This is a genomic window from Bathymodiolus thermophilus thioautotrophic gill symbiont (assembly GCF_003711265.1).
Classification (GTDB): domain Bacteria; phylum Pseudomonadota; class Gammaproteobacteria; order PS1; family Pseudothioglobaceae; genus Thiodubiliella.
Genome location: NZ_CP024634.1, coordinates 1,666,454 through 1,692,024 on the forward strand (window position 1 = coordinate 1,666,454; position 25,571 = coordinate 1,692,024).

34 protein-coding genes and 2 pseudogenes are annotated in these 25,571 nt (G+C 37.8%); 15 read left to right on the forward strand and 21 right to left on the reverse strand.

The features are described from left to right. Window positions 1-139 precede the first annotated feature (139 nt). Entirely contained in the window at window positions 140-1,603 is a 1,464-nt protein-coding gene (locus tag MS2017_RS05725) for a sphingomyelin phosphodiesterase (RefSeq protein ID WP_122951555.1), read from the forward strand. Between the two features lie 68 nt (window positions 1,604-1,671). Here MS2017_RS05725 and MS2017_RS11245 read toward each other — a convergent pair whose 3' ends face one another. Then, entirely contained in the window at window positions 1,672-1,872 is a 201-nt protein-coding gene (locus MS2017_RS11245) for a hypothetical protein (RefSeq protein WP_164707623.1), read from the reverse strand. Between MS2017_RS11245 and MS2017_RS05730 the strand changes: the two genes are divergently transcribed. Next, window positions 1,863-2,270 carry a hypothetical protein gene (locus MS2017_RS05730; RefSeq protein ID WP_122951556.1) on the forward strand — a complete coding sequence of 136 codons (408 nt, stop codon included), beginning with the start codon at window positions 1,863-1,865 and terminating at the stop codon, window positions 2,268-2,270. The genes MS2017_RS11245 and MS2017_RS05730 overlap by 10 nt on opposite strands. 892 nt (window positions 2,271-3,162) lie before the next feature. Next, on the forward strand, window positions 3,163-3,342 hold the full coding sequence (locus tag MS2017_RS05735; RefSeq protein ID WP_071563168.1) for a hypothetical protein: 180 nt from the start codon (window positions 3,163-3,165) through the stop codon (window positions 3,340-3,342). A gap of 292 nt (window positions 3,343-3,634) precedes the next feature. Here MS2017_RS05735 and MS2017_RS05740 read toward each other — a convergent pair whose 3' ends face one another. Further along, window positions 3,635-4,048 (reverse strand): hypothetical protein, encoded by a 414-nt coding sequence (locus MS2017_RS05740; RefSeq protein ID WP_071563167.1) that lies wholly within the window; start codon window positions 4,046-4,048, stop codon window positions 3,635-3,637. 224 nt (window positions 4,049-4,272) lie between these two features. Here MS2017_RS05740 and MS2017_RS05745 point away from each other — a divergent pair, with 224 nt between their 5' ends. Together MS2017_RS05745 and MS2017_RS05750 are read left to right on the forward strand one after the other, a co-directional pair. Next, on the forward strand, window positions 4,273-4,629 hold the full coding sequence (locus tag MS2017_RS05745; RefSeq protein WP_122951557.1) for a hypothetical protein: 357 nt from the start codon (window positions 4,273-4,275) through the stop codon (window positions 4,627-4,629). Window positions 4,630-4,850: 221 nt separating this feature from the next. Beyond that, window positions 4,851-5,033 carry a hypothetical protein gene (locus MS2017_RS05750; RefSeq protein ID WP_122951558.1) on the forward strand — a complete coding sequence of 61 codons (183 nt, stop codon included), beginning with the start codon at window positions 4,851-4,853 and terminating at the stop codon, window positions 5,031-5,033. A 107-nt stretch (window positions 5,034-5,140) separates the two neighbouring features. On the opposite strand, the gene MS2017_RS05755 is transcribed toward MS2017_RS05750, so the two are convergent. Further along, window positions 5,141-5,413, reverse strand: coding sequence for a GIY-YIG nuclease family protein (locus MS2017_RS05755; protein WP_071563165.1), 273 nt, complete (start codon window positions 5,411-5,413; stop codon window positions 5,141-5,143). A gap of 52 nt (window positions 5,414-5,465) precedes the next feature. Here MS2017_RS05755 and MS2017_RS05760 point away from each other — a divergent pair, with 52 nt between their 5' ends. Genes MS2017_RS05760 through guaB form a run of 3 tightly spaced genes read left to right on the forward strand, consistent with a single transcriptional unit; the run spans window position 5,466 to window position 10,331 of the window. Further along, window positions 5,466-8,210 carry a valine--tRNA ligase gene (locus tag MS2017_RS05760; protein WP_122951559.1) on the forward strand — a complete coding sequence of 915 codons (2,745 nt, stop codon included), beginning with the start codon at window positions 5,466-5,468 and terminating at the stop codon, window positions 8,208-8,210. Continuing rightward, window positions 8,207-8,869: a TIGR04211 family SH3 domain-containing protein gene (locus MS2017_RS05765; RefSeq protein WP_071563163.1), complete on the forward strand. Its 663-nt coding sequence runs from the start codon at window positions 8,207-8,209 to the stop codon at window positions 8,867-8,869. The genes MS2017_RS05760 and MS2017_RS05765 overlap by 4 nt, the downstream gene beginning before the upstream one ends. Window position 8,870: 1 nt before the next feature. Beyond that, window positions 8,871-10,331 (forward strand): IMP dehydrogenase, encoded by a 1,461-nt coding sequence (gene guaB / locus MS2017_RS05770; RefSeq protein ID WP_071563162.1) that lies wholly within the window; start codon window positions 8,871-8,873, stop codon window positions 10,329-10,331. Between the two features lie 19 nt (window positions 10,332-10,350). On the opposite strand, the gene MS2017_RS05775 is transcribed toward guaB, so the two are convergent. The 4 genes from MS2017_RS05775 to MS2017_RS05790 form a co-directional block, all read right to left on the reverse strand. After that, window positions 10,351-10,506: a PIN domain-containing protein gene (locus tag MS2017_RS05775; RefSeq protein ID WP_237732496.1), complete on the reverse strand. Its 156-nt coding sequence runs from the start codon at window positions 10,504-10,506 to the stop codon at window positions 10,351-10,353. Between the two features lie 7 nt (window positions 10,507-10,513). Beyond that, window positions 10,514-10,699, reverse strand: a complete 186-nt coding sequence (locus MS2017_RS05780) for a PIN domain-containing protein (RefSeq protein WP_122951561.1) — start codon at window positions 10,697-10,699, stop codon at window positions 10,514-10,516. Between the two features lie 9 nt (window positions 10,700-10,708). Beyond that, complete coding sequence (locus MS2017_RS05785; protein ID WP_122951562.1) at window positions 10,709-11,071, reverse strand: type II toxin-antitoxin system Phd/YefM family antitoxin; 363 nt, start codon at window positions 11,069-11,071, stop codon at window positions 10,709-10,711. Between the two features lie 67 nt (window positions 11,072-11,138). Then, the gene (locus tag MS2017_RS05790) at window positions 11,139-11,885 is read right to left on the reverse strand and encodes a HesA/MoeB/ThiF family protein (protein ID WP_071563701.1); all 747 of its coding nucleotides are present in this window, start codon (window positions 11,883-11,885) and stop codon (window positions 11,139-11,141) included. 19 nt (window positions 11,886-11,904) lie between these two features. On the opposite strand from MS2017_RS05790, the gene MS2017_RS05795 reads away from it, so the two are divergent. From MS2017_RS05795 to MS2017_RS05810, 4 genes are read left to right on the forward strand one after another with little or no spacing between them, the layout of a single operon-like run. Beyond that, window positions 11,905-12,621 (forward strand): DNA alkylation repair protein, encoded by a 717-nt coding sequence (locus MS2017_RS05795; RefSeq protein WP_122951563.1) that lies wholly within the window; start codon window positions 11,905-11,907, stop codon window positions 12,619-12,621. Then, entirely contained in the window at window positions 12,608-12,919 is a 312-nt protein-coding gene (locus tag MS2017_RS05800; protein ID WP_122951564.1) for a YqfO family protein, read from the forward strand. Before MS2017_RS05795 ends, MS2017_RS05800 begins: the two co-directional genes overlap by 14 nt. Further along, window positions 12,916-13,986 carry an AI-2E family transporter gene (locus tag MS2017_RS05805; RefSeq protein ID WP_122951565.1) on the forward strand — a complete coding sequence of 357 codons (1,071 nt, stop codon included), beginning with the start codon at window positions 12,916-12,918 and terminating at the stop codon, window positions 13,984-13,986. Before MS2017_RS05800 ends, MS2017_RS05805 begins: the two co-directional genes overlap by 4 nt. Further along, window positions 13,986-14,468: a hypothetical protein gene (locus MS2017_RS05810; protein WP_122951566.1), complete on the forward strand. Its 483-nt coding sequence runs from the start codon at window positions 13,986-13,988 to the stop codon at window positions 14,466-14,468. The genes MS2017_RS05805 and MS2017_RS05810 overlap by 1 nt, the downstream gene beginning before the upstream one ends. 267 nt (window positions 14,469-14,735) lie before the next feature. Here MS2017_RS05810 and MS2017_RS11250 read toward each other — a convergent pair whose 3' ends face one another. From MS2017_RS11250 to MS2017_RS05830, 5 genes are read right to left on the reverse strand one after another with little or no spacing between them, the layout of a single operon-like run. Further along, the gene (locus tag MS2017_RS11250; RefSeq protein WP_164707624.1) at window positions 14,736-14,894 is read right to left on the reverse strand and encodes a hypothetical protein; all 159 of its coding nucleotides are present in this window, start codon (window positions 14,892-14,894) and stop codon (window positions 14,736-14,738) included. Further along, a complete protein-coding gene (gene nusB / locus MS2017_RS05815; protein ID WP_071565071.1) occupies window positions 14,891-15,322 on the reverse strand; it encodes a transcription antitermination factor NusB in 432 nt (143 codons plus the stop codon). The genes MS2017_RS11250 and nusB (MS2017_RS05815) overlap by 4 nt, the downstream gene beginning before the upstream one ends. Window position 15,323: 1 nt before the next feature. Beyond that, entirely contained in the window at window positions 15,324-15,863 is a 540-nt protein-coding gene (gene ribH / locus MS2017_RS05820) for a 6,7-dimethyl-8-ribityllumazine synthase (protein WP_122951567.1), read from the reverse strand. Window positions 15,864-15,868: 5 nt separating this feature from the next. Continuing rightward, on the reverse strand, window positions 15,869-16,906 hold the full coding sequence (ribB, locus tag MS2017_RS05825) for a 3,4-dihydroxy-2-butanone-4-phosphate synthase (RefSeq protein ID WP_071565069.1): 1,038 nt from the start codon (window positions 16,904-16,906) through the stop codon (window positions 15,869-15,871). 5 nt (window positions 16,907-16,911) lie between these two features. Next, complete coding sequence (locus tag MS2017_RS05830; RefSeq protein WP_338134302.1) at window positions 16,912-17,109, reverse strand: hypothetical protein; 198 nt, start codon at window positions 17,107-17,109, stop codon at window positions 16,912-16,914. Here MS2017_RS05830 and murG point away from each other — a divergent pair. The 3 genes and pseudogenes from murG (at window position 17,096) to MS2017_RS05845 (ending at window position 21,127) form a co-directional block, all read left to right on the forward strand. Continuing rightward, window positions 17,096-18,055: an undecaprenyldiphospho-muramoylpentapeptide beta-N-acetylglucosaminyltransferase gene (gene murG / locus MS2017_RS05835; RefSeq protein WP_241156907.1), complete on the forward strand. Its 960-nt coding sequence runs from the start codon at window positions 17,096-17,098 to the stop codon at window positions 18,053-18,055. The genes MS2017_RS05830 and murG overlap by 14 nt on opposite strands. Before the next feature lie 248 nt (window positions 18,056-18,303). Beyond that, window positions 18,304-19,244: pseudogene (gene bioB / locus MS2017_RS05840) on the forward strand (biotin synthase BioB). Window positions 19,245-19,471: 227 nt separating this feature from the next. After that, the gene (locus MS2017_RS05845; protein ID WP_164707625.1) at window positions 19,472-21,127 is read left to right on the forward strand and encodes a galactose-binding domain-containing protein; all 1,656 of its coding nucleotides are present in this window, start codon (window positions 19,472-19,474) and stop codon (window positions 21,125-21,127) included. Between the two features lie 55 nt (window positions 21,128-21,182). On the opposite strand, the gene MS2017_RS05850 is transcribed toward MS2017_RS05845, so the two are convergent. From MS2017_RS05850 to MS2017_RS05885, 9 genes and pseudogenes are all read right to left on the reverse strand, one after another. Then, window positions 21,183-21,371 (reverse strand): hypothetical protein, encoded by a 189-nt coding sequence (locus MS2017_RS05850; RefSeq protein ID WP_122951570.1) that lies wholly within the window; start codon window positions 21,369-21,371, stop codon window positions 21,183-21,185. Between the two features lie 87 nt (window positions 21,372-21,458). Continuing rightward, window positions 21,459-21,596, reverse strand: a pseudogene (locus MS2017_RS11900) (transposase); the annotation flags it as partial. A 17-nt stretch (window positions 21,597-21,613) separates the two neighbouring features. Beyond that, a complete protein-coding gene (locus MS2017_RS05860; RefSeq protein WP_164707626.1) occupies window positions 21,614-21,820 on the reverse strand; it encodes a bacterioferritin-associated ferredoxin in 207 nt (68 codons plus the stop codon). 22 nt (window positions 21,821-21,842) lie between these two features. Further along, a complete protein-coding gene (locus MS2017_RS11255; RefSeq protein ID WP_164707627.1) occupies window positions 21,843-21,980 on the reverse strand; it encodes a hypothetical protein in 138 nt (45 codons plus the stop codon). Continuing rightward, complete coding sequence (gene nusB, locus MS2017_RS05865) at window positions 21,977-22,408, reverse strand: transcription antitermination factor NusB (RefSeq protein WP_071565071.1); 432 nt, start codon at window positions 22,406-22,408, stop codon at window positions 21,977-21,979. Before nusB (MS2017_RS05865) ends, MS2017_RS11255 begins: the two co-directional genes overlap by 4 nt. Before the next feature lies 1 nt (window position 22,409). Beyond that, window positions 22,410-22,949: a 6,7-dimethyl-8-ribityllumazine synthase gene (ribH, locus tag MS2017_RS05870; protein ID WP_122951567.1), complete on the reverse strand. Its 540-nt coding sequence runs from the start codon at window positions 22,947-22,949 to the stop codon at window positions 22,410-22,412. A 5-nt stretch (window positions 22,950-22,954) separates the two neighbouring features. Next, window positions 22,955-23,992 (reverse strand): 3,4-dihydroxy-2-butanone-4-phosphate synthase, encoded by a 1,038-nt coding sequence (ribB, locus tag MS2017_RS05875; RefSeq protein WP_071565069.1) that lies wholly within the window; start codon window positions 23,990-23,992, stop codon window positions 22,955-22,957. Between the two features lie 5 nt (window positions 23,993-23,997). Further along, window positions 23,998-24,591, reverse strand: coding sequence for a riboflavin synthase (locus MS2017_RS05880; RefSeq protein WP_122951573.1), 594 nt, complete (start codon window positions 24,589-24,591; stop codon window positions 23,998-24,000). A gap of 38 nt (window positions 24,592-24,629) precedes the next feature. Continuing rightward, window positions 24,630-25,406, reverse strand: coding sequence for a YihY family inner membrane protein (locus MS2017_RS05885; protein ID WP_122951574.1), 777 nt, complete (start codon window positions 25,404-25,406; stop codon window positions 24,630-24,632). Window positions 25,407-25,571: the final 165 nt, after the last annotated feature.

The window sequence follows — 25,571 nt, forward strand, 5'->3', positions numbered from 1 at the left end:
ATTTTTTGGAAATGGTGTTAAGCGATAAAGAGAGCTCTCTATATCTATAAATCGACCCATAGCAAGAAATTTTAAAAAAACCACCAAGGGCTTTGAAATAAGGTACACTATATTTTTGCTTAACAAAGAATATTTTATTATGAAAAAATATAAACACATTGTTAAAAAAATTCTTTTCTTAGGGGTGTTAATAACACCGTTTAATGGCGTTTTAGCGGATTATCAAATCTACATGATGAATAATACACCAAGCCAAATTACCACAAACAATGATTGTGGCACATTTCATTCGGATAACTGTACAGCCTATAATGACAAAATCACTGCTCCTTTTAAGCGGCAACAAATTTTTAGCGTTAATTACGACAAAGGTATTACCTCTGGGGATGATTTTAAATTAAAAAGTTACTTCACTTTACCCTCGGGACAAAAAAATAACTACTTTACAGTAACATTTCATGGCGATCAAATTGGATCGCATGTCAAAAGTATTGATGTTTTTGTCGCTAACAAATCTTACAATCTACTTAATGATGACAATAGCCAAGGCAAAGTATTGGCAAATTCACTTGCTCAAAAAACTTTCAAAGATTCCGATGGACAGCTCTATTCGCTCTATGTAGATACACAAAAAGACAGGGTATCCACTCTTCAGGGCATTGATGATATTTTTTTCACCTTGAATAAGAAACCTGTTTTTTTCACTTCAAACGCAACCAACGAGATAACACTTGCCACTTATAATATTATTGCCTTTCCCGACTATGTAACTGTCGCACTGGACTTGAACAAATTAGATGAAAGAATATCCTATCTAATTAATCATGCCGACTTAGATTTTGATGTCATTGTTTTCGAAGAAGCATGGGATCGCGATGTTAGAAATAAAATAATAAATGGATTAAAGGGTAAGTACCCATACAACTTCGACCCAATTCCTGCTAATACGCATAATTTACCCTTAAATAGCGGCCTCCTTGTCCTTAGTAAGCACCCCATTAGCAAAAAGTTTTTTATCAATTATCAAGATTATCAAACTCTAACAGATGCGGACAGATTGTCCAACAAGGGGGCGCTTTTTGTCAGCATCAATAAAGGTAACAAAAAATACAATATTATTGCAACGCACACACAAGCAACCAACACAAAAATCGCTATCAAGTTAAGGCAAGAGGAATTTTCTCTCATTAGAAAACACATTATTGGCAATGCCAATCTTTCTATTTCTAAAAGCGATCCCCTTATCTTGATGGGAGATCTAAACACCGATTACTATGACAAAATACAGTTTAACAAAATGTCTAATACATTAAATCTAAGTAACGACCCTATTGAAAACACTCTATATAAAGCACCAAAATATAGTAACGATTCAGATTTAAACTTAATGATTAGCGCCTCAGATAAAAGCAAGGAAATGTGTGATTACATTGTTCCATTTCGTGGTTTTTTAGAACCTAATAATATTCAGCGCCAAATAACGCCTATACGCGCTTTGAATGACAAGAAAATGTATACATCGCCAATAAAATTGCATTTATATAATTATGGCGACATCGAACTCTCTGACCATTTTTTGGTTCAGGCAAAATTCATTTACTAAAAAACATTTAATTAAAAATAAATTCTAATGCCAAGGATTGTCTTTAAAAAAAAATGTTGCAATATTTTTTACTTAAGACCTTTGTATGAATATGGATGATTAGCAAAATTCAATTTTTGTCCACTTGGTAATTTTCTTAAATCTTGTCCTAGCAGAGCCAAGACTGGGTTTAAAAAATTACCAAGTGGGTAAAACGAGGATTCTTGATGATTATTTATATTTATGCAAAGGTCTCTATTTATATAAACGAGGATTGGATATGGAATCAAATACAAACATTACAAGAGTTAAGGTAAAAATAATAAACAACACACATAGAGATGAAGTTGTAATATGCACGAATGTTCGTTGTGAAAAATTGTCGGGATTAAAAGCTGGCGACAAAATTCAACCAGGTAAAACAATAGAATGTGTGTCAAGTTCCAATGATAGGATATTTTTTGAATTTAGAGGTGAGGATTCAGGGGATGCGTTTATGATGGGTTGCACCTGCCCTAAATCAAGCCATAATAGTGCTTGCGGCTACGGAAATTCTGGGTTACAGTGTTATTCGCGAACTGGCACTCCAGTTTCTTTTGAGTTTCACTTAGGTTCTCCAGATTTAGCAGATTGGAATAATGGATGTGAGTATAAGGCTGAACATCCAGCATACGCCAAGTGCTCTTAACACCTAAGACTCAAGTAATGTAAATTTTGCATTGTCAAACACACATTTAATTTAACCGCAAAGAAGAGAATGTTTTTTTAATTTGGCTAATTATAGATCAAATTAAAAGTTAAACATATTTTCAATGCCATTTTCAAAAATAAAATGCATAATGTGGTGCTTACAATCATCTAAGTATTTGCAGTAGCAAACGCCTGCATTATTTATTAAAAAAATAGGTGTTTTTACTGTTAATACTTAGGGCAAGAGTGAGCGTTAAATTGTTTAACTTATTTTTTGAAAACGATGCAACTCAAAAAAGAACATGCCTTACTCCTTTGGCGCCTAGAAATTTAAAATTTATTTTTCAATCTATTTAATTAAGTTGTTTAAAAATTGCTAAATGGTGGTGTATTTTTCTCAATTGAACCCACCTCAATCCAGCAAGCTGAATAAATAAGAATACAATTAAACTTTTATCGCCAAATCAATGGATAAAAAAGTGAATCAACTGTTTCCAGAGAATTATCTCGTAATACTAGCCACAAATAAGCCAATAGGTTTGCTTGCGAAAGGCACAAAGAAAAAATAAAACCATAGGGTTTACCGTTGCAGTTAAACACCATGAGACCTTTGCATAAACATGGATGATTAGCAAAATTCAATTTTCACCCACTTGGTAATTTTCTTAAACCTTGTTCTAGCGGGACTAAGGCTGGGTTTAAAAAATTACCAAGTGGGTGAAAAGTGGATTCTTGATGATTATTCAAAGGTCTCATTCATTGTATTAGCAACAAACCAAAAGAATATTGGAGCAGCCCTAAACAAATCTCAGGGCATTTAGAATTAGATAAGAAAATTAAAATCAGCACTGAAACCACCTACCGCTTTGCTTTACAAGGCAAAGCGGTAGGTGGAGCGCTTTACAAATACCTACGCCACCAGTATAAGAAATACCGTAAACGCTATGGAAAAAATGATTATCAAGGCAGAATTACCCAGCCATATTGATGAACGCCCCAGTATGGTTGATAGGCGTACTCATATTAGCAACTGGAAAGTTGACTTAATGATTAACAAAAGGCATAAATAAACTACCACCCTTGCTGAACACAAGAGTAGGTTTTCTCTTACACTGCCCCATCATCAACAAAATTGCACAAGTTGCGAATAATGCTATTAATAAATTACTTACGCCAATTTTTGACAACAGTCGAGAGTTTAGTTAGCGTAATGAATTAACTAAAATATTAAATTGCGGTACTTATTTTACTAAACCGTACCACAGTGCACTTATGGATTAAATTTACCATTTTTTCTAATTACCCATATAACGCAAAGATCTCAATAATATTTATTATTCAAACAAATGGGCTTGCGGAAACCTAAGAGCAAGCACCGTAATCTGGGCAAGAGCCATCAAGTTGACATTTGTTATCCCAATCTGCCTTGTTTGTTTTCCCCAAATGAAAGACAAAAGAAACTGGAGTCCCAGTATCTTGATAACACTGTAACCCAGAATTTCCATAACCACAAGCGCTATTATTGCTTGACTTAGGGCAAGTGCAGCCAATCTGAAAAAGATATTTTGTTTGCGCCCCTTCAAACTCAAAAAATATTCTATTGTTAGAAGTTGATGTAACACTTATCTTATCGCCTGACTGAATCAGATCGCCAACTTCTAAGCCCGATACTCCTGAACAACGAATATCTGTGCACCTTACAATCTCCTTTTCTTTTGTTGTATTTACTATTGTAATATTCACTCTAACATCATTTTCTGCCATAATTTTAACCATCACTTATTAATCAAAAACCTTATTATAGCAAAAATTTTATATGGATTTCAACCTAAATTTAAAAAAATATTAAATTAATATTTTTTTGTATAAATGATGAGTGATTAGCAAAAGACGAATTCAATTTTTACCCAATTGATTATTTTTTTTAAACCTTGCCCTAGAAAGGGTAAAACTGCCTCCCTTATAAAGACTATTGTCGCTAGAAAAATTGCCAAATAGGTATGATATTCATACTTATACAAAGGCCTCTATCTAGTGAGCCGATCCTTAATGCGGATGATTGCATTGTGTTTTATAGCCATCAAAGATTTTATAAAACGCTGAGTATAAAAACCTTGGAATTAGATAAAAGGATTAAAATCAGCACCAAAACCGCCTACCGCCTTGTCTTGCAAGGCAAAGCAGTAGGTGGGGCGCTTTACAAATACCTACGCCACCAGTATAAGAAATGTCGTAAGCGCTATGGAAAAAACGATTATCAAGGCAGAATACCTAACCATATTGATATTAATGACACCCCAGCATTGTTGATAGGCGTACTCGTATTGGCGACTGGAAGGTTGGACTTGGCGATTTAGTAAAGGACATGCCATCCTTGCTGAACGCAAGAGTAGGTTTTATCTTGCGCTGCCCAAACTGCACAAGTTACGAATAATGCTATTAACAAATTACTTACGCCAACTTTTGACAACAGTTGAGAATTTGGTTGGCATAATTGAGTTAGCTGCAACAATAAACTGTGATACTTATTTTGCTAAACCGTGCTATAGTTGAGAAAGTGGATTAAATGAGAATCATAATGGACGCCCTCAAGAAAATGGCTTTGAATGATATAAGTGAAAAACAAGTGTTTAGAGCGACGGATTTAATGAACAATAGACTTGGGAAATGCTTGGGGTATAAAACTCTGTTTGAGGTTTTTTTGCCAAGATGGCTTGGTGAGGACTATTTTTTAAATGGAGGTGTTACACTTATGGATTGAATTTTCCAAGGTTTTAAGTTATGCCATTTTCAACAATAAATTACCCCCAACAATTTCAGACAACAATCCAAAATTTCTCATTTAAAAAATTAAATTTCTCCAGTTACTCACAATTTGTGCGAAAACTTCAAAAGTGTTAATTTTTCATCACGGCTCATTGATTTAATTTCATGCTCGCGTTTTAATGCGGTACTTCTGTCTTTTGCTTGTTCTTGATATACCAATGTGCAAGGAGCGTTGGCTCGGGTGTATTTTGCGCCACCTACAATGTCGCCATGATGTTGGCGTAAGCGCTTATTAATATCATTGGTTATGCCGCAATAAAGTGCATTATTTGCACATTGCAATAAATAGACTAGCCAGTTTTTATTTTCATCCATAATGGTGGTTTCTACAGTATAATTGCATAGTTTAATCCATCTTTACAAATTCATGGAAAAAACCTATAATCCCGAACAAATTGAAGCCAAATATCGTTCGCTTTGGGAAAATCAAAATTTATTTTCTTCTGATTCAAATTCTACCAGCAAAAACGCCTATTGCATTATGTTGCCACCACCAAATGTAACGGGTAGTTTGCATATGGGGCATGCATTTCAGCATACTATTATGGATATTTTAACGCGTTATCATCGTGGCAAAGGTGAGCAAACGCTGTGGCAACCGGGTACTGACCATGCGGGTATTGCCACGCAAATGGTGGTTGAACGCCAACTTGCTGCACAAGACATTACCCGTCATGACATTGGGCGTGATAAATTCATTGATAAAATTTGGGATTGGAAGGGAAAATCTGGTGGCATAATTACCTCGCAAATGCGTCGTTTAGGTGCTTCAGTTGATTGGGAAAGAGAACGCTTTACCATGGACGATGGGCTTTCCGATGCGGTTAAAAAAGTTTTTATTCAACTGCATAAAGAAGGTTTGATTTACCGTGGAAAACGCTTAGTAAACTGGGATCCAGTGCTGCATACTGCCGTGTCTGACCTTGAGGTTATTAGCGTTGAAAAGCAGGGGTCACTGTGGCACATGCGTTATCCAATTACCGATAGTGATGATTGCCTAATAGTAGCAACCACACGCCCTGAAACTATGCTGGGCGATAGCGCTGTTGCCGTTCATCCTGATGACAAGCGCTACACGCACCTTGTTGGAAAAACCATTGATTTACCACTGACCAATAGAAAAATTCCCATTATTGCGGACGATTATGTTGATATGGATTTTGGCACAGGTTGTGTTAAAATTACCCCTGCACACGATTTTAACGACTACGAAATGGGGCAACGCCACAATTTAGACATTATTAATATCCTTACTGATGATGCCAAAATTAACGACACGGTCGAGAGTGATTATGTAGGTCTGGATAGATTTGTAGCGCGTAAAAAAATTATTCAAGATTTAGACGCACAAGGTTTGTTAGCCAAAGTTGAGCCACATAAATTAATGGTGCCGCATGGCGATAGAACCAATGCAGTCATTGAGCCTTATTTAACCGACCAATGGTTTGTTAAAGTTGCGCCATTGGCACAGCCTGCAATTGATGCGGTAAAAAATGGCGACATTCGTTTTGTGCCTGAAAATTGGGACAAAACTTATTTTAACTGGATGAATAACATTCAAGATTGGTGTATCTCTCGCCAAATCTGGTGGGGACATCGCATTCCCGCTTGGTATGACGAAAACGGCAATATCTTTGTTGCAGATTCGCTTGAAGAAGCGCAAAAACAAGCGGGTGAAGGAGTGGTGCTCACTCAAGATAACGATGTGCTTGATACTTGGTTTTCCTCTGCATTGTGGCCATTTTCAACCCTAGGTTGGCCTGAAAAAACGCCTGAATTGTCTCGTTTTTACCCGACTGATGTATTGGTTACTGGTTTTGACATTATCTTCTTTTGGGTTGCTCGCATGATTATGTTCGGGCTTAAGTTTACTGGCGAAGTGCCGTTTAAAGACATTTACATCACTGGCTTAATCAAAGATGGGCAAGGGCAAAAAATGTCCAAATCTAAAGGCAATGTGCTTGACCCAATTGATTTAATCGATGGCATTACTTTACAAGATTTACTAGAAAAACGCACACAAGGGTTAATGCAGCCCAAAATGGCAGAAAAAATCAAAAAACAAACCAAAAAAGAATTTGCCAATGGCATTCCCGCCTTTGGCACAGATGCACTGCGTTTCACTTTTGCCGCCCTCGCCTCCTTTGGGCGGGACATTAAATTTGATTTAAAGCGCATTGAAGGTTATCGCAACTTTTGCAACAAATTGTGGAATGCCTCTCGTTTTGTTTTAATGAAACTTGAAGGGGAAACCATTGATCCACAGGCGCAATTGTCAACCGCTGATGCATGGATTTTATCCCGTTTGCAAAATACCAAAAGCAAAGTTGAAAAGCATTTAAACGACTACCGCCTAGATTTAATGAGCCACGAACTCTACGAATTTGTTTGGGGTGACTATTGCAGTTGGTATTTAGAATTATCCAAGCCTCTGTTAGAAAACGAGGCCACTAAAGCTGGCACGCAAGCCACGCTGATTAAGGTTCTGAATGAAATTGTTACCTTGCTCCACCCTATCATTCCATTTATTACCGAAGAAATCTTTGAACAATGCAACAGTTTGCTCGGCAAAAACAACGGCAGTTTGATGAGCGAAGCCTATCCAGAAGTTGACACACAACTCGTTTCAACAACCTCTGAAGCAGAAATTCAATGGCTACAAACTTTCATTTTAGGCGTGCGTCAAATTCGTGGCGAAATGAACATTTCACCGAACAAACCACTGGATTGTTTTGTGCAGAATTTCAATGCAACCGACGAAACCCACCTTGATAACAACACTAATATCTTAAATTCCTTGGCGACAATAGAAATTAACAAACTCCCTGAAAACGAGGAAGCACCCGAATCAGCAACTGCTTTGGTGGGTGAGATGAAAATACTCATTCCTTTAGCGGGGCTGATTGACAAAGACCAAGAAATTGCCCGTTTAAACAAAGAAATTGACAAATTAAACCAACAAAAAACACAATTTGAAGGAAAGCTAAACAATGAAAAATTTGTCAACAGTGCACCTGAAGCAATTGTCAATACAGAAAGGGGGCGATTGGCATCAGTTGAAAGCACCCTTGCTGACTTATCAACACAATTAAGGAAAATAAACAGCTTATGAAACTAAAAAATACTTTACTTATAACACTTGTATTACTGTGTTCAGTGGCAAACGCCAAATCATTCGTGTATGTGACAGATATGGTGCCAATTCCAATGCGTTCTGAAAATAGAATCCAAAATAACCCCAGTAATCTCATAAAAATGCTGGATTCTGGCACCAAACTAGAAATTTTATCCACCAAAAGCGGCTGGACCAAGGTAAGATTTGAAAACACAGTTGGCTGGATGATTTCACGCTACCTAACCTCTAACAAGCCTGCAAGAGTGCAATTAGAAGCACTTAAACGCAATAGCAATAACAAACGATTATCGCTTTCTAAGCAACAAAAAAGAAACAAAAAACTCGAAAAACAAGTGGCCGACTTAAGAGCAAAAAACACCAAATTGTCTATTCAATCTGGCAAACTGGCATCAGAAAAAAAACATGTCAAACAAGTTTACAAAGACGCACTTAAACTTGAATACAAGAACAAAAAATACAAAGCACAAGTACTACAACTACAATCAGAATTGCAATTATTACAAAGTAACAGCACTATTGGGCAAGAGGCCAATGCTAGAAACTGGTTTATTGTTGGCGCATTGGTTTTGTTTTTTGGATTCATGGTCGGCTTTTTTATCCAAAAACGCATTAACATTAATCAAAGGAGATTTTAAAATGAACTTACTGAAAACCGCACTTACCTTTGACGATGTATTGCTTGTACCTGCACACTCAACCACCATGCCAAAAGAAGTCAAATTAACAACACAACTAACCAAAAACATCACCCTGAATACCCCCATTCTATCCGCTGCCATGGACACTGTGACCGAGGCCAATTTGGCAATTACCATGGCACAAGAAGGCGGTATTGGCATTATTCATAAAAATATGTCAATTGAAGAACAAGCGACAGAGGTGCGTAAAGTCAAACGATTTGAATCTGGCATCATCAGAAATCCAATCACCATCAACGCCAAAGCGACGATTGCCGATGTCTATCACAGTCAACAACAACATAAGATTTCAGCGTTGCCTGTGGTTGATGGCAATACAATTATTGGCATGGTTACCAGTCGTGATGTTCGGTTTGAAACCAATCCCAATGAATTGGTTGAAAATGTTATGACACCGCAAAACAAACTTATTACCGTTACAGAAGGCACAAATATGAGTAAAGTGCGTGCCCTATTGCAAAAACATCGTATTGAACGCGTGGTTATTACGGACGACAGTTTCACTCTACAAGGTATGATTACCGTGCGTGATATTCAAAAATCAACCGATTTTCCGAATGCCTGTAAAGACAATAAAGAGCAATTACGAGTTGGCGCTGCAGTTGGTGTAAGCGCTGGTACGGGTGAGCGTATTGATGCATTGGTTAAGGCGGGCGTTGATATTATTGTCATTGATACTGCACACGGTCATTCTCAAGGGGTGTTAGACAGGGTTAAAAAAACCAAAAATAAACACCCAAATTTAGACATTATTGCCGGCAACATTGCCACCGCTAGTGCCGCACTAGATTTAGTTAAAGCAGGTGCTGACTGTGTCAAAGTTGGCATTGGCCCAGGCAGTATTTGCACCACTCGCATCGTTGCTGGCGTTGGCGTACCACAAATCACCGCCATTGCTGATGTTGCTGATGCGTTGAAAGGCACAGGCGTGCCACTCATTGCTGACGGCGGTATTCGCTACTCAGGTGATATTGCCAAAGCCTTTGCTGCTGGCGCTTATTGCGTGATGCTCGGCTCAATGCTAGCAGGTACAGAAGAATCCCCCGGTGAAGTCGAACTTTACCAAGGTCGGTCTTACAAGTCCTACCGTGGCATGGGTTCAATCGGTGCAATGAATCAAGCACATGGCTCATCTGATCGCTATTTTCAATCGGATTCTAAAGCTGATAAACTCGTCCCCGAAGGAGTTGAAGGTCGTGTCCCTTTCAAAGGCTCTATCCGCCCTATTATTCACCAAATGATTGGTGGCGTCAGATCATCCATGGGTTATACAGGCTGTGCAACTTTGGAGAAAATGCGCACTAACGCAACTTTTGTTCAAGTAACTTCAGCAGGCATGGTTGAGTCTCATGTGCACGATGTTTCCATTACCAAGGAAGCCCCCAACTACCACCAATAAAACACCCTTTTCTTGCTACTTAAAATATAAGTCTTGGCAATTTTAGCAATTGCTTGTCGTTGGTTAATAGTGTTGCATTATTAACAAGAGCAGTTGCACAAATAATTGCATCGGGAGTTTTAAGTTTGTGTGTTTGTCTAAGTTGTATTGCTTGTTCTTTAATATCTTCTGACAAAGGAAAACTATAAATGCCAACAAGTATACTTTTTTAATTTTTGCTTATCGTCTTTATTCAAATCCGGATAAGCGAATAATTTAATTTCAGAAATAATGGAAATGCCCAATAAAGGTGGCATTTCACCTGCTAATTTATCTGCAAGAAGAGCAATAAGAATATTGGTGTCAGCGATGTAATTATTTCTTACCATTATCTCAGGTTAATTCCACTCTGAGCGTATTTGTTGTTGCCATTTAACAGGGTCTAAATTTGAAAATCCTTTTATTTCCCCTTTAAACTTAGTCAAACTATTACCCTGAGCAGTATTTTTTTGCATTTCCTTCTTTAACAACGGTATCGTTGCAAGAAGCTCAGAACTATTGCCCTGAGTAGCGTCCTTAGCTTGGATTGTTTTTTGCATATCCTCTACTAATGACATTATTGTAGCAATTTGCATATCCTCTATTGGTAACATTATTGCAACAAGACGATCTTTCTTTGTTACTACAACAGGCTCTCTTTGCACACTATCTAAAAACTGCTCAAAGTGAGTTTTTGCTTCAATTGCACTCACGATTTTCATAAAATACTCCGATATATTATAATTGTTATAACCATAACAGTGCCACTCTTGCTATCTCTTCCACTCTTTATTGACTAAGATTACAAATTGGGCAATGCTTGTCCTTGCTTAACTTTATCGTTCTAAAATTTAAATCCAATGCGTCAACCATCATTAATTTGCCCGTTAGTTGTTCGCCTAAATTGAGAATGACTTTAATGGCTTGCAGTGCTTGCATGGTGCCAAGTAGCCCTGCAACAGGTGCAAGAATGCCGTTATTGCTACAGTTTTCATCATTGTTACCTGTGGTTGGATACAAACATTGGTAACAAGGTTGGTTTCTCTCATAGCCTTTAAAAACTGACAATTGCCCTTCAAAACGAATAACGGCAGCTGAGACCAGAGGTGTATGTTGGGTAACGCACGCCTGATTAATTCTAAAACGGGTGTTAAAATTATCGGTGCCGTCTAGCACAATATCGGCTTTTTGCACCCAGTCTTCTATATTGTCCTCGCTTAAATCGGTTAAGGTGGTGATTTGAATATCGGGGTTAATTGCCAACATTTTTTCTTTAGCAGAAATGACTTTGTCTTTGCCAATATCATTAGTGTGATGAATGACTTGACGGGCAAGATTAGACAATTCCACTTGGTCGAAATCGGCAATAATCAAATGTCCAACACCACTAGCGGCAAGATACAAGGCATTGGGTGCGCCTAAACCGCCCATGCCAATTAACAACAATGTTGAATTCAATAATGTTTGTTGCCCTTCTATGCCTATTTCTGGCAAAAGAATTTGACGGGAATATCTAAGTAATTTTTTATCATTCATAATGTTAAAATTATAATCTATGGAAGCAGAAATAATCATCAAAGCGCTAAAGTCTTTTGCTACGCCTGAGCGTAAAAAAACCAACGAATGGTTTTTCAAAACCGGCAAAGGCGAATACTCAGAATTTGACAAGTTTATGGGGGTTCGTATGCCCAAAGTAAGGCAAGTTGCCAAGCAGTATGGAAACAGCCTTACTTTTAATGAAATCAAAATACTCACCGACCACCCTATTCATGAAGTGCGTCATTGTGGGTTGATTATTCTCGTTCATCATTATCAAATTGGCGATTGTGAAACGGTATTTAACTATTATATAGACAATATTCAAGCAGTCAATAATTGGGATTTGGTGGACACCACAACGCCACAGATTGTGGGAGATTATTTATTTAAACATCAAGAAAAATTATCGCTATTGTTGAACTATGCGCACTCACCTAACCTTTGGGAGCGGCGTATTGCCATTATCGCAACTTTGGCTTTTATTAGGCAAAATGAGTTTAACATAACACTCAAAATAGGTAAACTGTTACTAAATGATACACAAGACCTAATCCACAAAGCCGTTGGCTGGATGCTGAGAGAAGTTTACAAAAGAGACCCTAATATTTGCAAAAAGTTTTTACAAAAAAACTACAAACAACTGCCTAGAACTACTTTGAGATATGCAATTGAACATATGCAGAAGACAGAAAGATTAAAGTGTTTAAAAGGAAATTTTAATGTATCAAATTAATTTTTATGTGCCTGAACCCGATTTAGAAGTGGTTAAAAATGCAATGTTTAAAGCAGGCTCTGGGCAGTATAACAACTACGAACAATGTGCCTGGCAAACCTTAGGACAAGGGCAATTTAAGCCCATTAACAACGCCAAACCTACCATTGGTACATTAGACAAACTAGAAACACTTAAGGAATACAAAGTCGAGATACTCTGTGCCAAGGACAACCTTGAAGCGACAATTAAAGCAATGAAATCTGCACACCCTTATGAGCAAGTTGCCTATTCAATTTTAAAAATGGAAAACTTATGAACACACCTTACGAACACGGCTTTATATTGAGCTTATTAATTCTGGCAATCGGCGCTCTGGTGTGGCTATTTACCCCCTTTATACCCGCCCTATTCTTGGCATTACTTCTCGCTATTGCCACTTTTTCACAATACAATAAAGCAAAAGAACGCCTCTCAGACGCAAGCGCTGCGCTACTGATGACGCTACTAATAACCATTATGCTTATACTGCCACTCAGTTATATTTTATTGGTTAGTGGATTGGAAATTTCCACACTCATACAAACCATTGACACAGACTTTGATGCCAAACATATCAATCAAATGCTACACCAAACCCTCTCAGGACTACCTTTGTCAGAGTCAATAAAAAGCACACTAAGCACCACTCTCAATAATAATTTAGACGGGTTACTAATTGATACAAAGGATTTTATGCTGCATATTTTAAAAAGCATTGTATCACTCTCTTCGCACTTTGTATTCTTTCTCATTATTGCCATCTTCTCACTTTATTACTTTTATATAGATGGAAAACACATTGTTAAAAGATTAAAAGACTTGTCACCACTAGAAAATCACCTGGACGACATCCTCTTTAACCAATTTTCAAGTCTGTCTATTACACTAGTCGGCAGTGTTTTTATTGTGGCATTGTTGCAAGGTATAACATTCTCTATTGGAGTGATGATCATTGGATTGCCTGCCCTATTTTTTGGCATTTCTATGGCGTTAGCAAGTTTTATCCCTGTGCTTGGCGGGCTAATTATTTGGCTACCTTTAACACTGTATCTATACGCACAAGGGCAAACCACTGATGCTCTAATTATTCTCCTATTCGGCGCCTTCTTTGTAGGGGCAATTATTGATAACATTATTAGACCCATTATCATCAAAAAATTATCCAGTAAATCCACCCAAACAAGTGCATTGGATCACACACTAATTACAGTGCTATCAACGCTTGCTGGTATTATGCAATTTGGCATCCTAGGGCTGTTCATCGGTCCAATTATTGCCGCTATGGCGATCAGTATTTTTGACATATACGCCGTTAAATACGCAAGTTCATTGGACAAATCATAATGAAAACAATAGATAAGATTTGGATGTTTTTTGGTGCAGTTGCAATGGCTATTGTGGCATCATTTCTGTTTTTGGTTGACTCTATGAGTCCTTTTGTGCCAATGCCTTTTTATATGCTTATACTGGCTTGGGTATTGCCATATGGTTTTGTTATTGTTATTATGCCTGCAATATATTTAATTGAGTTTAAATTATTGAGTCACAAAAAGAATTTTGGGAAAATAATTCTCGTCGCCGCATCGCTGCTTTTCATACTAAATATTTTGTATTTTTGGGCTACTTGGGAATATGGCGCTCTATACCAAGGTGAATTGCATGTAAAAATTATTGCTATCGAAAACACAGTGGGGTTTTTAAGTCTGTTGCTAATGGCATATTTAGGCATTAAAAAAGATTCGAAAATAATACAATATTCTGCAAATCTATACTTGTTATTGTTGCTTACATGGTGTGCATTTCCCTATTTTGGAGAGACACTCTAAGTCATTAATACACTCAAAACTTTGTGTGATTTTTTTTAAAAAACCCTATTCACTGAACTGTATGAAATTAAATCAAGAAAAGGCGAAGGCTTCTTAAATTAGACTGAGACCTTTGCATAAATATGGATGATTAGCAAAATTCAATTTTTGCCCACTTGGTGATTTTCTTAAACCTTGTCCTAGCAGGGCTAAGGCTGGGTTTAAAAAATTACCAAGTGGGTGAAAAGTGGATTGTTGATGATTATTTATATTTATGCAAAGGTCTCACTATATATAAAAATTTAAAAAGTTACCAGAGGTTTTGGGATGATACACCCCTTGAAAGGCAATTCTTTCGGCATCTTTGCCATAACTGTACATTGTTTTAAGCACAAAGAAACTACTTAAAAACAATACGCTTGCGATGATGATGACAATTTTTTTCATTTTGAGGCCTCTATTTCAATTTTTCTAAGGGACTGGGCTAACTTGTCTAACGAAGCGTTAACAAGTTTAAATGCACCTTCTGCACCGTATAATTTGGCAACTTCAAGCGCCTCGTTAATAACAACTTTATAAGGCACTTCAATGCTGTTTTGAAGTTCATATGCCCCTAGATACAGCACTGCTTGTTCCACAGTACCCAGTTCATTCGCCTCTCTACTGATGGTGGGGGCAATGAGCGCATCTAATTCGGTGCGGTTTTTAAGGATGTTAATGAACAAGTTGGAAAAAAAGGCTTTTGAAATTTTGCCAGACTTTTGATTTAAAAATTGTTGTTCAATTTTTAATACTTCGCCACCTGATACTATATATTGATATAGTGCTTGTACCACACGCTCTCTGGAGCGATGTTTAGGGGTTGTGAATGTCATATTAATGCGTTTTACCAAGTAAATACAGCATTTCAACCATTGCCATGGCTGCCTCTTCGCCTTTGTTGCCTTTGTAGCCACCTGCTCTGCCAATGGTTTGCTCCATATTGTTGGTAGTCAGCACGCCAAAAGTGGTGGGGATTTCATATTGATAAGACACATCGGCAACCCCACGAGCGCATTCGTTACACACAAAATCAAAATGTGGGGTTTCGCCATTAATGACTGCTCCCAGAGTAACAATGCCATCATAAGGGCGAATACCATCATAATAACCCTTTATACGCCGCATTTCTTTTCCTTCTTTGGCTACTTGCTTGTTCAATGTGGCTATTCGTTTAGCCATTAATGGGATTTCAAACGCACCTGGTACATAAAAAACATTAACATTGTTTTTGTCAATACCGTATTTTTCTAGAATATTGTATGCACCAGCCAGTAATTTATCACCAATCTCTTGATAAAAATAACCAACAATGATGGCAATTTTTTTATTTATTAAAAAATCTTCATTTGCGTCTTTGTTAAACTTAAATTCCATATCGCCTACTTTTTATTTGTAATATATTCAGTTACTTCTAAGCCAAAGCCTTTGATAGCATTCAGTTTTCTTGGACTGCCCAAAATACGCATTTTACTCACACCCAAATCGGACAAAATTTGCGCGCCAACCCCATAAGTTTTAACATCGTTACTGCTTTCAGTTGAACGAATTAACAAAAACACACCACTGTCTTCTTTGCTAATATATGCCAGTGCATCGTTAACCCCCAAAGAATCACTGCTTTCTTGCAAAACATCGGTAAATACATTTTCCATGTGTACACGCACGCAAACAGGGGTGTCTTTATCAATATCGCCCTTAACTAAGGCAGTGTGTGTTTGCTGATGAATGCTATCCAAAAACGACACCAATGTGAAATCACCATATTTGGTGCTAAATGGACGCTCATCCACCCGCTCAATAGTTTTTTCATTTTCAATTCGATAAGAAATTAAATCTTCAATCGTACCCCACTTAATATTATGCTTTTGCGCAAACAACTCTAAATCGTCACGGCGTGCCATTGAGCCATCTTCATTTAAAATCTCAACAATCACAGAGGCAGGCTCCAAACCCGCAAGGCGTGCCAAATCACATCCCGCTTCAGTATGACCCGGACGAATCAACACGCCACCCGGTTGTGCCATTAATGGAAAAATATGCCCCGGTTGCACAATATCGCTAGACTTGGCATTTGGTGCAACCGCATCCAAGACTGTTTTGGCTCTATCTGCGGCAGAAATGCCCGTGGTTACACCCTCTACCGCTTCAATTGAAACAGTAAAATTTGTGCCATTTGCATCGTTATTTTGCGCCACCATTAAAGGCAAATTAAGACGCTGGCAACGCTCCTGCGTTAGTGTCAAACAAATCAACCCTCTGCCATAGGTCGCCATAAAGTTAATGTCTTCTTTGGTAACAGTGGCAGCAGGAATAATCAAATCACCTTCATTTTCACGGTCTTCATCGTCCAGCAAAATAATCATTTTGCCTTGCTTGTAATCTTCTAATATCGCTTCAATGCTAGCTTTAGTCTTCATTTTTATTATTTGTTTTTAATTAATTGTTCAAGGTGTCGGGCAATAATATCAACTTCCAAATTGACCGCATCGCCTACCGTCAACTGCCCTAATGTCGTTACACTTAGCGTATGTGGCACGATATTAATGTCAAAATCATTTTCTTCAATACGGTTTACCGTCAAACTAACGCCATTCACGGTAATAATAATGGCAGGTGGCACGGGCGGGCATATTTTTCCCGCTTTGGCAATTGCCAAAGCACTCAAATCCCACTCGGTTAATGTTGAGTGGCTTGGCTCAAAACACGGTATGGAAAATACACTGGCGCCCAAACTCCACAGCGTTAATGCCGTTGGATTGCGTGGCAAAAGTGCACTCACGCTGATTAAAGCCCCCTTCTCATTGTCGCTTGCTGTTTTACAAACCTTGCGTGTATTTTTCAAAGTTAAACCTAGTGCAGTATTGGGCATGGGTGGCTTTGCCTCAGGCATTGGTGGCTTGGTTGCTTGGGTTTTGCGCATTCCCTTGATTATTCATGAACAAAACTCAATCCCCGGCACCACCAATAAAATGCTATCCAGAATTGCCACCCAAACTTTTCAAGCATTTGATGGTGCATTTGACAATGCTATCACCACTGGTAATCCTGTATTATTTAAACCTAAAGAAAATCGCAACAACCACAAAAAACTCAACTTATTGATTGTTGGTGGTAGTCTTGGATCTAAGCCTATCAATGATATTGTCAGTCAATTAAATATCGATATTGAAATTTGGCATCAAACGGGTAAACAACACTTAGACAATGTTAAAGCCCAATATGCAAACAAAAATGCAAAGATAACGGCATTTATTGATGATATGGCAGATGCTTACGCATGGGCAGATGTGGTTTTGTGTCGTGCTGGCGCAATGACAGTGTCGGAATTAATGCTTTCAGCCAAACCCAGTATTTTAATTCCCTTGCCTCATGCGATTGACAATCATCAATTTTATAATGCCAAAATTTTAGCCGATAACAACGCTGGTATTTTGATTGAACAAAAGGCATTAAGCATTGAATTGTTAACCTCAACACTAACAGCATTCAACACTGAAAAACTCAATATCATGAGTAAAAATGCAAAAAAAACTCGCCAAACCCAATGCGACAAAAGTGATTGGTAATTATTTAGAGAGCTTTGTATAAATATGAATAATCATCAAAAATCCTCGTTTCACCCACTTGGTAATTTTTAGATTAGTTTAGATGGGTGTTACTTTATCAGGTTGATGGGTTGATTTATACAAGAGTCTCTTGTTGTTTTGAATTGTTTTTTCGGAGAATTAAATTGTATGAAAAACTGTTGACTTTTGTACAGTTTTTTATATTTAAAAGACTGTAAAATTGCCACACTTATTTGATGAGGTAACTTATGAAGGAATTAAGAAACGATTGGATGCTAACAGAAGTTGAGGATTTATTTACGCTGCCTTTCAACGATTTATTGTTTCAAGCGCATACGATTCATAGAGAAAACTTCAATCCAAATCAGGTTCAAGTAAGTTCTTTGTTAAGCATTAAAACGGGCGCTTGCCCAGAAGATTGTTCGTATTGCTCGCAGAGTTCTAAATACGACACGGGTTTAGAGCGGGAAAAGTTAATGGAAATTGATGTGGTACTCGAGCAAGCACAAGAAGCAAAAAACAAAGGAGCGACGCGTTTTTGCATGGGTGCTGCTTGGCGTAATCCAACTGACAAAAGTTTGGACAAAGTTATTCCCATGATTCAAGGTGTAAAGGCCATGGGTATGGAAACTTGTGTTACTTTAGGAATGCTGACGCAAGCACAAGCATTTACCTTAAAAGAAGCGGGGTTAGATTATTACAATCATAATATTGACACTTCGAAGGAAAACTACTCAAATGTAATTACCACACGCAATTTTCAAGACCGATTAGACACTTTGGAGTCTGTGCAAAATGCTGATATTCATGTATGTAGTGGCGGCATCTTGGGCTTGCCGATAGGGCGTCCATGTTGCGTTCGTTAGCGAATTTAGCACAACATCCAGATAGTGTGCCACTTAATCTTTTGGTGCCAATTCCTGGCACCCCATTTGAGAAAGTTGCACCACCAACGGAAAGTGAATTTGTCCGCACCATTGCAGTAGCACGCATTATGATGCCAAAATCAGTGGTATGTTTATCAGCAGGGCGCACCGAGATGAGCGAAGCAATGCAAGCTCTGTGTTTTTTTACGGGCACCAATTCTATTTTTTATGGAGAGCAATTATTAACAACAGACAATCCAGATACCAATACCGACCACATTCTATTTGAAAGATTGGGTATTAACCAAGCATCTTTGACATAAGAGCGTCCCAATCTAAATATAGACCACCTCCAAAAACCCCAATACAATTTATGAAAAATATAAAACGGCACCTTTTTCATTCAAAAATTCATCAAATAGCAGGCTGTTCTCCTCATTTTTGGCTAAAAAATGCACTATTTTCTAACCCTCCTAAATTACGGGGTTTCTGGAGGTACCCAGTTTATTTTTGTATTACGGGCAACTTTACTCGTATAGCGTTATTAACAGTGTTATCTGTTATTTTTTTAATAACTAATGTTTATGCTAATAATGTCAATTTAGCTTTTGGAAAATTTGCTACCCAGTCTAGCACATATCCACATTACACCGATCCTCTTGCTTCAAAAGCCGTAGATGGTAACACAAGTGGCTATTTTTGGGATGCAAGTACTACGCATACCAAGAAACAACAAGGCGCTTGGTGGCAAGTTGATTTGGAGGAGATTCAAACCATTGGTCAGATTATTATTTACAATCGTACAGATTGCTGCAAAGGAAGGCTGAATAATTACAAGGTAATTGTTTCTACCGAAGAAAACTTTAATGCCATTACCTACGAACAAAAGTTTAGATCGATACCCAACCCTAAAATAGTTATTGATTTGGGTGTGAATGGCAAACAAGGTCGTTTTGTTAAAATCCAATTGCTAGGCAATAACTATTTATCTCTAGCAGAAGTACAAATAATAGCGACTGAAAACTCTTGTAATATAAAAAAGAAGATCAGGAGTTTTTCTGAAATTGATGTTTCTTCTATGTTCAATGATTTTAGCGGGCTACAAAATGCACCACTTTTCCCTAACTTTTATGCCTTTGCTGCTATCAACGATGATGGGACAATTACAGCCTGGGGAGATGCAAGCAGTGGGGGATCTAATGCGCCTAGTGACAATGATTACATAAAAATTTATTCAAATATTAAAGCGTTTGCTGCTCTTAAATACGATGGCTCAATTATAGCTTGGGGAGATGTTGATTACGGAGGTTCAGACGCACCAATTGACAATGGTTATATTAAAATTTATTCAAATGAGAATACTTTTGTTGCCATTAAAAATAACGGCTCAATAACTGCCTGGGGTAACGACGACTATGGAAAGGTATCGGACGCACCAACAGGAAAGGGGTATCTTAAGGTTTATTCAAATTCATATGCCTTTGCTGCTATTAAGAATGATGGTTCAATTACCGTTTGGGGTAAATCGTATTTCGGGGGGTTAAACGCACCAACAGACAGTGGTTACATAAATATTTATTCAACTGATGGCGCATTTGCCGCTCTCAAGTCCGATGGCTCAATTTCAGTTTGGGGCTCCGGAATAATTGATAAACACCTGCCAACTGACAGCGGTTACATTAAAATTTACTCAAATCATGTCGCCTTTGTTGCTCTTCATATTGATGGCTCAATAAAGGTTTTTACGGGGAGTTGGGCTGGTTTTCATGAAAATTCAACTAACAATAATTATATTAAAATTTATTCAACTGAATTTGCTTTTGCCGCTCTCAAGACTGATGGCTCAATCAAAGTGTGGGGTGAAACAAGTTATGGAGGTGGAGCAGATGCACCAACAGACAGTGGTTACATAGATATTTATTCAACTGGCGGTGCATTTGCTGCCATTAAGCCCGATGGGTCAATAAAAGCGTGGGGCTGTTCAGTTTGCGGCGGACTTCATGCGCCAAAAGATAATGGTTATATTAAAATTTATTCAACTGGCAGTGCATTTGCTGCCATTAAACTTGATGGTACAATTAGTTCTTGGGGTGGTTTAAATCATAAAGGGGCTAACGCTCCAGATGACAAGGGTTATATTGATATTTACTCAACCATTGATGATTTTATCGCTATTAAACCTGATGGATCAACAAAAACCTGGTGATATAATTTTCAAAAAGAGTGTGTAAATTAAACTGTGTAAACCCACCTTTTACTCCCTAACTATTTCCCATATTTTCCCATAATATCATCAAAAAATACACATAGTTGAAGATAAATCTCACTCCAGCTCCTAACTTTGGTTCTTTGCCATTTTTTCCTGTATTCTCTAATCCAAATATAGAAATTGCAAACATAGTACTACCCCCTTCCCCATCTGTGTTTGCAAAAAAATTAGCCCCACCCATAGGTTCGGCGGCTGTTTTTTGTAAATGCAGATGGGGTAAGGGATGGTACCAGGTTTGTGATTTCTATTTTTGGATTTGGGTAATAGCGTTTAAAGATTCTATTGGGTTAGTCGCGTATATTAGTGTTCTAACGCTCTGCGGATACTTAAAAAATGTTGATAATTCACCCCAGTGATTATGGCATGATTTGGCAATGCTAGGGTATTTCTTATCCCAAATATGTTTAAACTCATTCAATGGAATCAATCTTTTTGTTCTATTTTTTTAAATGCTTTAAAGTCTTTCAAACAGCATTGTTTTGAAGGATTGAGGTTTTTACAATGACAATAATTGTGCTTCGTTTGAAAAACCACAAATTCTTTTAAAATATGCGCTTTGTTTTGTTTTAAGGCTTCAAAATAAGCATGTTCACTAATGTTAAAGCAATAACACAGTAATTTTTTATCCATTTTTTCGTTGCAACAATTCATTTTATATTGCAGTTTTGGGATGATACACCCCTTGAAAGGCAATTCTTTCGGCATCTTTGCCATAACTGTACATTGTTTTAAGCACAAAGAAACTACTTAAAAACAATACGCTTGCGATGATGATGACAATTTTTTTCATTTTGAGGCCTCTATTTCAATTTTTCTAAGGGACTGGGCTAACTTGTCTAACGAAGCGTTAACAAGTTTAAATGCACCTTCTGCACCGTATAATTTGGCAACTTCAAGCGCCTCGTTAATAACAACTTTATAAGGCACTTCAATGCTGTTTTGAAGTTCATATGCCCCTAGATACAGCACTGCTTGTTCCACAGTACCCAGTTCATTCGCCTCTCTACTGATGGTGGGGGCAATGAGCGCATCTAATTCGGTGCGGTTTTTAAGGATGTTAATGAACAAGTTGGAAAAAAAGGCTTTTGAAATTTTGCCAGACTTTTGATTTAAAAATTGTTGTTCAATTTTTAATACTTCGCCACCTGATACTATATATTGATATAGTGCTTGTACCACACGCTCTCTGGAGCGATGTTTAGGGGTTGTGAATGTCATATTAATGCGTTTTACCAAGTAAATACAGCATTTCAACCATTGCCATGGCTGCCTCTTCGCCTTTGTTGCCTTTGTAGCCACCTGCTCTGCCAATGGTTTGCTCCATATTGTTGGTAGTCAGCACGCCAAAAGTGGTGGGGATTTCATATTGATAAGACACATCGGCAACCCCACGAGCGCATTCGTTACACACAAAATCAAAATGTGGGGTTTCGCCATTAATGACTGCTCCCAGAGTAACAATGCCATCATAAGGGCGAATACCATCATAATAACCCTTTATACGCCGCATTTCTTTTCCTTCTTTGGCTACTTGCTTGTTCAATGTGGCTATTCGTTTAGCCATTAATGGGATTTCAAACGCACCTGGTACATAAAAAACATTAACATTGTTTTTGTCAATACCGTATTTTTCTAGAATATTGTATGCACCAGCCAGTAATTTATCACCAATCTCTTGATAAAAATAACCAACAATGATGGCAATTTTTTTATTTATTAAAAAATCTTCATTTGCGTCTTTGTTAAACTTAAATTCCATATCGCCTACTTTTTATTTGTAATATATTCAGTTACTTCTAAGCCAAAGCCTTTGATAGCATTCAGTTTTCTTGGACTGCCCAAAATACGCATTTTACTCACACCCAAATCGGACAAAATTTGCGCGCCAACCCCATAAGTTTTAACATCGTTACTGCTTTCAGTTGAACGAATTAACAAAAACACACCACTGTCTTCTTTGCTAATATATGCCAGTGCATCGTTAACCCCCAAAGAATCACTGCTTTCTTGCAAAACATCGGTAAATACATTTTCCATGTGTACACGCACGCAAACAGGGGTGTCTTTATCAATATCGCCCTTAACTAAGGCAGTGTGTGTTTGCTGATGAATGCTATCCAAAAACGACACCAATGTGAAATCACCATATTTGGTGCTAAATGGACGCTCATCCACCCGCTCAATAGTTTTTTCATTTTCAATTCGATAAGAAATTAAATCTTCAATCGTACCCCACTTAATATTATGCTTTTGCGCAAACAACTCTAAATCGTCACGGCGTGCCATTGAGCCATCTTCATTTAAAATCTCAACAATCACAGAGGCAGGCTCCAAACCCGCAAGGCGTGCCAAATCACATCCCGCTTCAGTATGACCCGGACGAATCAACACGCCACCCGGTTGTGCCATTAATGGAAAAATATGCCCCGGTTGCACAATATCGCTAGACTTGGCATTTGGTGCAACCGCATCCAAGACTGTTTTGGCTCTATCTGCGGCAGAAATGCCCGTGGTTACACCCTCTACCGCTTCAATTGAAACAGTAAAATTTGTGCCATTTGCATCGTTATTTTGCGCCACCATTAAAGGCAAATTAAGACGCTGGCAACGCTCCTGCGTTAGTGTCAAACAAATCAACCCTCTGCCATAGGTCGCCATAAAGTTAATGTCTTCTTTGGTAACAGTGGCAGCAGGAATAATCAAATCACCTTCATTTTCACGGTCTTCATCGTCCAGCAAAATAATCATTTTGCCTTGCTTGTAATCTTCTAATATCGCTTCAATGCTAGCTTTAGTCTTCATTTTTATTATTTGTTTTTAATTAATTGTTCAAGGTGTCGGGCAATAATATCAACTTCCAAATTGACCGCATCGCCTACCGTCAACTGCCCTAATGTCGTTACACTTAGCGTATGTGGCACGATATTAATGTCAAAATCATTTTCTTCAATACGGTTTACCGTCAAACTAACGCCATTCACGGTAATTGAGCCTTTTTTAGCAATATATTTTACCAAAGACTGCGGCACATTGATTTCAAAACGCACTGACTTTCCTTCGATAATCTTGCCCACCACTTTACCCTGTCCATCCACATGCCCACTGACCAAATGCCCATCAATACCTTGGTTTAATCTTAACGCCTTTTCAAGATTAACAACATTACCCACCGATAGAGCGCCAAAAATAGAGCAATTTAGCGTTTCCTGCGACACATCTGCGATAAAACCATTGCTACTGACTTTAATTGCCGTTAAACACACGCCACTTACCGCAATACTATCGCCGATTTCAACAGTGGAAAAATCCAAGGCATCTGATGTAAAGCCAAACACCGCACCTTTTTCATGCAGGGTTTTACCTTTGATTTGACCAATGGCCTGAATAATGCCTGTAAACATAAAAAATTGATGTTTTTTATAAGTGCGTTGATTTTACGCTATTTACTTTCAAGACAATAACAAAAACTGGCACCCAATAACACAATTATCCACGCCAAATAAATCCACAATATTAACAACATCAAAACAGACAATGTGCCATAAATTAACTCATAAACGGAAAAATATTGAATATAAACAAACAAAGCATATTTAATTATTTCCAAACCAAGCGTTGCAATCACACCAGCCTTAAAGGCATTAATAAATCGCACTTTTTTCAACGGAGTGGCGTAATACAAAATCGAAAATCCCAGACTGGACAAACCCAATGTTACCAAAATAGTCATATACGGCGCCACAGACAATTGATTAAAAAATGTCAACGCCATCACCAAAGAACTCACAAGCAACGAAGCCCCAACAAGAATTGGCCCAATAAATAAAACCAACATATAAGACACCAAACTCTGCACCCAATGACGACGATGCTCATCGTGCCAAATTAAATTAATTCGTTTGTCAATTGCAGACAATAAAAAAATCACCGTCGTTAATAAAAACACAAAAGTAAAACCCTTTAATTCTTGCGCATGAGCAACAAACTGTTGCACATAATTTTCCACTACCCCTTGATTCTTTGGCAAAAGTTGAGTGAACAAAAATTGCTCCAAATACTGTTGCAATTCCAAAAAATAAGGCGAAAGAGAAAACACACTCAACCCCACCGCCAATCCCGGCACAATCGCAAACAAAGTAGAAAACGACAATATTGCCGCAGAATCAAAGCCATCTCTGTCAATGAAGCGATTAATTGTTTGTTTTATGATTGTCATTCGGTAAGTCCATAAATTTTAAGTCTTAAATGTTCAAAAGCCGCAATCATAATTCAGAAATAATTTTAAAATAAAGGTCTTGTTCATAAAGGTGTAACGCCTCTTCTTGAACAAAATAAAAAATATACCCATCAATAATGCTTGCATCTTCAGAAACATAACTGC

Excerpts from the sequence above, each read along its gene's own strand:
- MS2017_RS05725 (WP_122951555.1), top strand. The coding sequence starts at position 140 with ATGAAAAAATATAAACACATTGTTAAAAAAATTCTTTTCTTAGGGGTG.
- MS2017_RS05730 (WP_122951556.1), top strand. The coding sequence starts at position 1,863 with ATGGAATCAAATACAAACATTACAAGAGTTAAGGTAAAAATAATAAAC.
- MS2017_RS05740 (WP_071563167.1), bottom strand. The coding sequence starts at position 4,048 with ATGGTTAAAATTATGGCAGAAAATGATGTTAGAGTGAATATTACAATA.
- MS2017_RS05745 (WP_122951557.1), top strand. The coding sequence starts at position 4,273 with ATGATATTCATACTTATACAAAGGCCTCTATCTAGTGAGCCGATCCTT.
- MS2017_RS05750 (WP_122951558.1), top strand. The coding sequence starts at position 4,851 with ATGGACGCCCTCAAGAAAATGGCTTTGAATGATATAAGTGAAAAACAA.
- MS2017_RS05755 (WP_071563165.1), bottom strand. The coding sequence starts at position 5,413 with ATGGATGAAAATAAAAACTGGCTAGTCTATTTATTGCAATGTGCAAAT.
- MS2017_RS05760 (WP_122951559.1), top strand. The coding sequence starts at position 5,466 with ATGGAAAAAACCTATAATCCCGAACAAATTGAAGCCAAATATCGTTCG.
- MS2017_RS05765 (WP_071563163.1), top strand. The coding sequence starts at position 8,207 with ATGAAACTAAAAAATACTTTACTTATAACACTTGTATTACTGTGTTCA.
- guaB (WP_071563162.1), top strand. The coding sequence starts at position 8,871 with ATGAACTTACTGAAAACCGCACTTACCTTTGACGATGTATTGCTTGTA.
- MS2017_RS05780 (WP_122951561.1), bottom strand. The coding sequence starts at position 10,699 with ATGGTAAGAAATAATTACATCGCTGACACCAATATTCTTATTGCTCTT.
- MS2017_RS05785 (WP_122951562.1), bottom strand. The coding sequence starts at position 11,071 with ATGAAAATCGTGAGTGCAATTGAAGCAAAAACTCACTTTGAGCAGTTT.
- MS2017_RS05790 (WP_071563701.1), bottom strand. The coding sequence starts at position 11,885 with ATGAATGATAAAAAATTACTTAGATATTCCCGTCAAATTCTTTTGCCA.
- MS2017_RS05795 (WP_122951563.1), top strand. The coding sequence starts at position 11,905 with ATGGAAGCAGAAATAATCATCAAAGCGCTAAAGTCTTTTGCTACGCCT.
- MS2017_RS05800 (WP_122951564.1), top strand. The coding sequence starts at position 12,608 with ATGTATCAAATTAATTTTTATGTGCCTGAACCCGATTTAGAAGTGGTT.
- MS2017_RS05805 (WP_122951565.1), top strand. The coding sequence starts at position 12,916 with ATGAACACACCTTACGAACACGGCTTTATATTGAGCTTATTAATTCTG.
- MS2017_RS05810 (WP_122951566.1), top strand. The coding sequence starts at position 13,986 with ATGAAAACAATAGATAAGATTTGGATGTTTTTTGGTGCAGTTGCAATG.
- MS2017_RS11250 (WP_164707624.1), bottom strand. The coding sequence starts at position 14,894 with ATGAAAAAAATTGTCATCATCATCGCAAGCGTATTGTTTTTAAGTAGT.
- nusB (WP_071565071.1), bottom strand. The coding sequence starts at position 15,322 with ATGACATTCACAACCCCTAAACATCGCTCCAGAGAGCGTGTGGTACAA.
- ribH (WP_122951567.1), bottom strand. The coding sequence starts at position 15,863 with ATGGAATTTAAGTTTAACAAAGACGCAAATGAAGATTTTTTAATAAAT.
- ribB (WP_071565069.1), bottom strand. The coding sequence starts at position 16,906 with ATGAAGACTAAAGCTAGCATTGAAGCGATATTAGAAGATTACAAGCAA.
- murG (WP_241156907.1), top strand. The coding sequence starts at position 17,096 with ATGGCAGGTGGCACGGGCGGGCATATTTTTCCCGCTTTGGCAATTGCC.
- MS2017_RS05850 (WP_122951570.1), bottom strand. The coding sequence starts at position 21,371 with ATGGGTGGGGCTAATTTTTTTGCAAACACAGATGGGGAAGGGGGTAGT.
- MS2017_RS05860 (WP_164707626.1), bottom strand. The coding sequence starts at position 21,820 with ATGGATAAAAAATTACTGTGTTATTGCTTTAACATTAGTGAACATGCT.
- MS2017_RS11255 (WP_164707627.1), bottom strand. The coding sequence starts at position 21,980 with ATGAAAAAAATTGTCATCATCATCGCAAGCGTATTGTTTTTAAGTAGT.
- nusB (WP_071565071.1), bottom strand. The coding sequence starts at position 22,408 with ATGACATTCACAACCCCTAAACATCGCTCCAGAGAGCGTGTGGTACAA.
- ribH (WP_122951567.1), bottom strand. The coding sequence starts at position 22,949 with ATGGAATTTAAGTTTAACAAAGACGCAAATGAAGATTTTTTAATAAAT.
- ribB (WP_071565069.1), bottom strand. The coding sequence starts at position 23,992 with ATGAAGACTAAAGCTAGCATTGAAGCGATATTAGAAGATTACAAGCAA.
- MS2017_RS05880 (WP_122951573.1), bottom strand. The coding sequence starts at position 24,591 with ATGTTTACAGGCATTATTCAGGCCATTGGTCAAATCAAAGGTAAAACC.
- MS2017_RS05885 (WP_122951574.1), bottom strand. The coding sequence starts at position 25,406 with ATGACAATCATAAAACAAACAATTAATCGCTTCATTGACAGAGATGGC.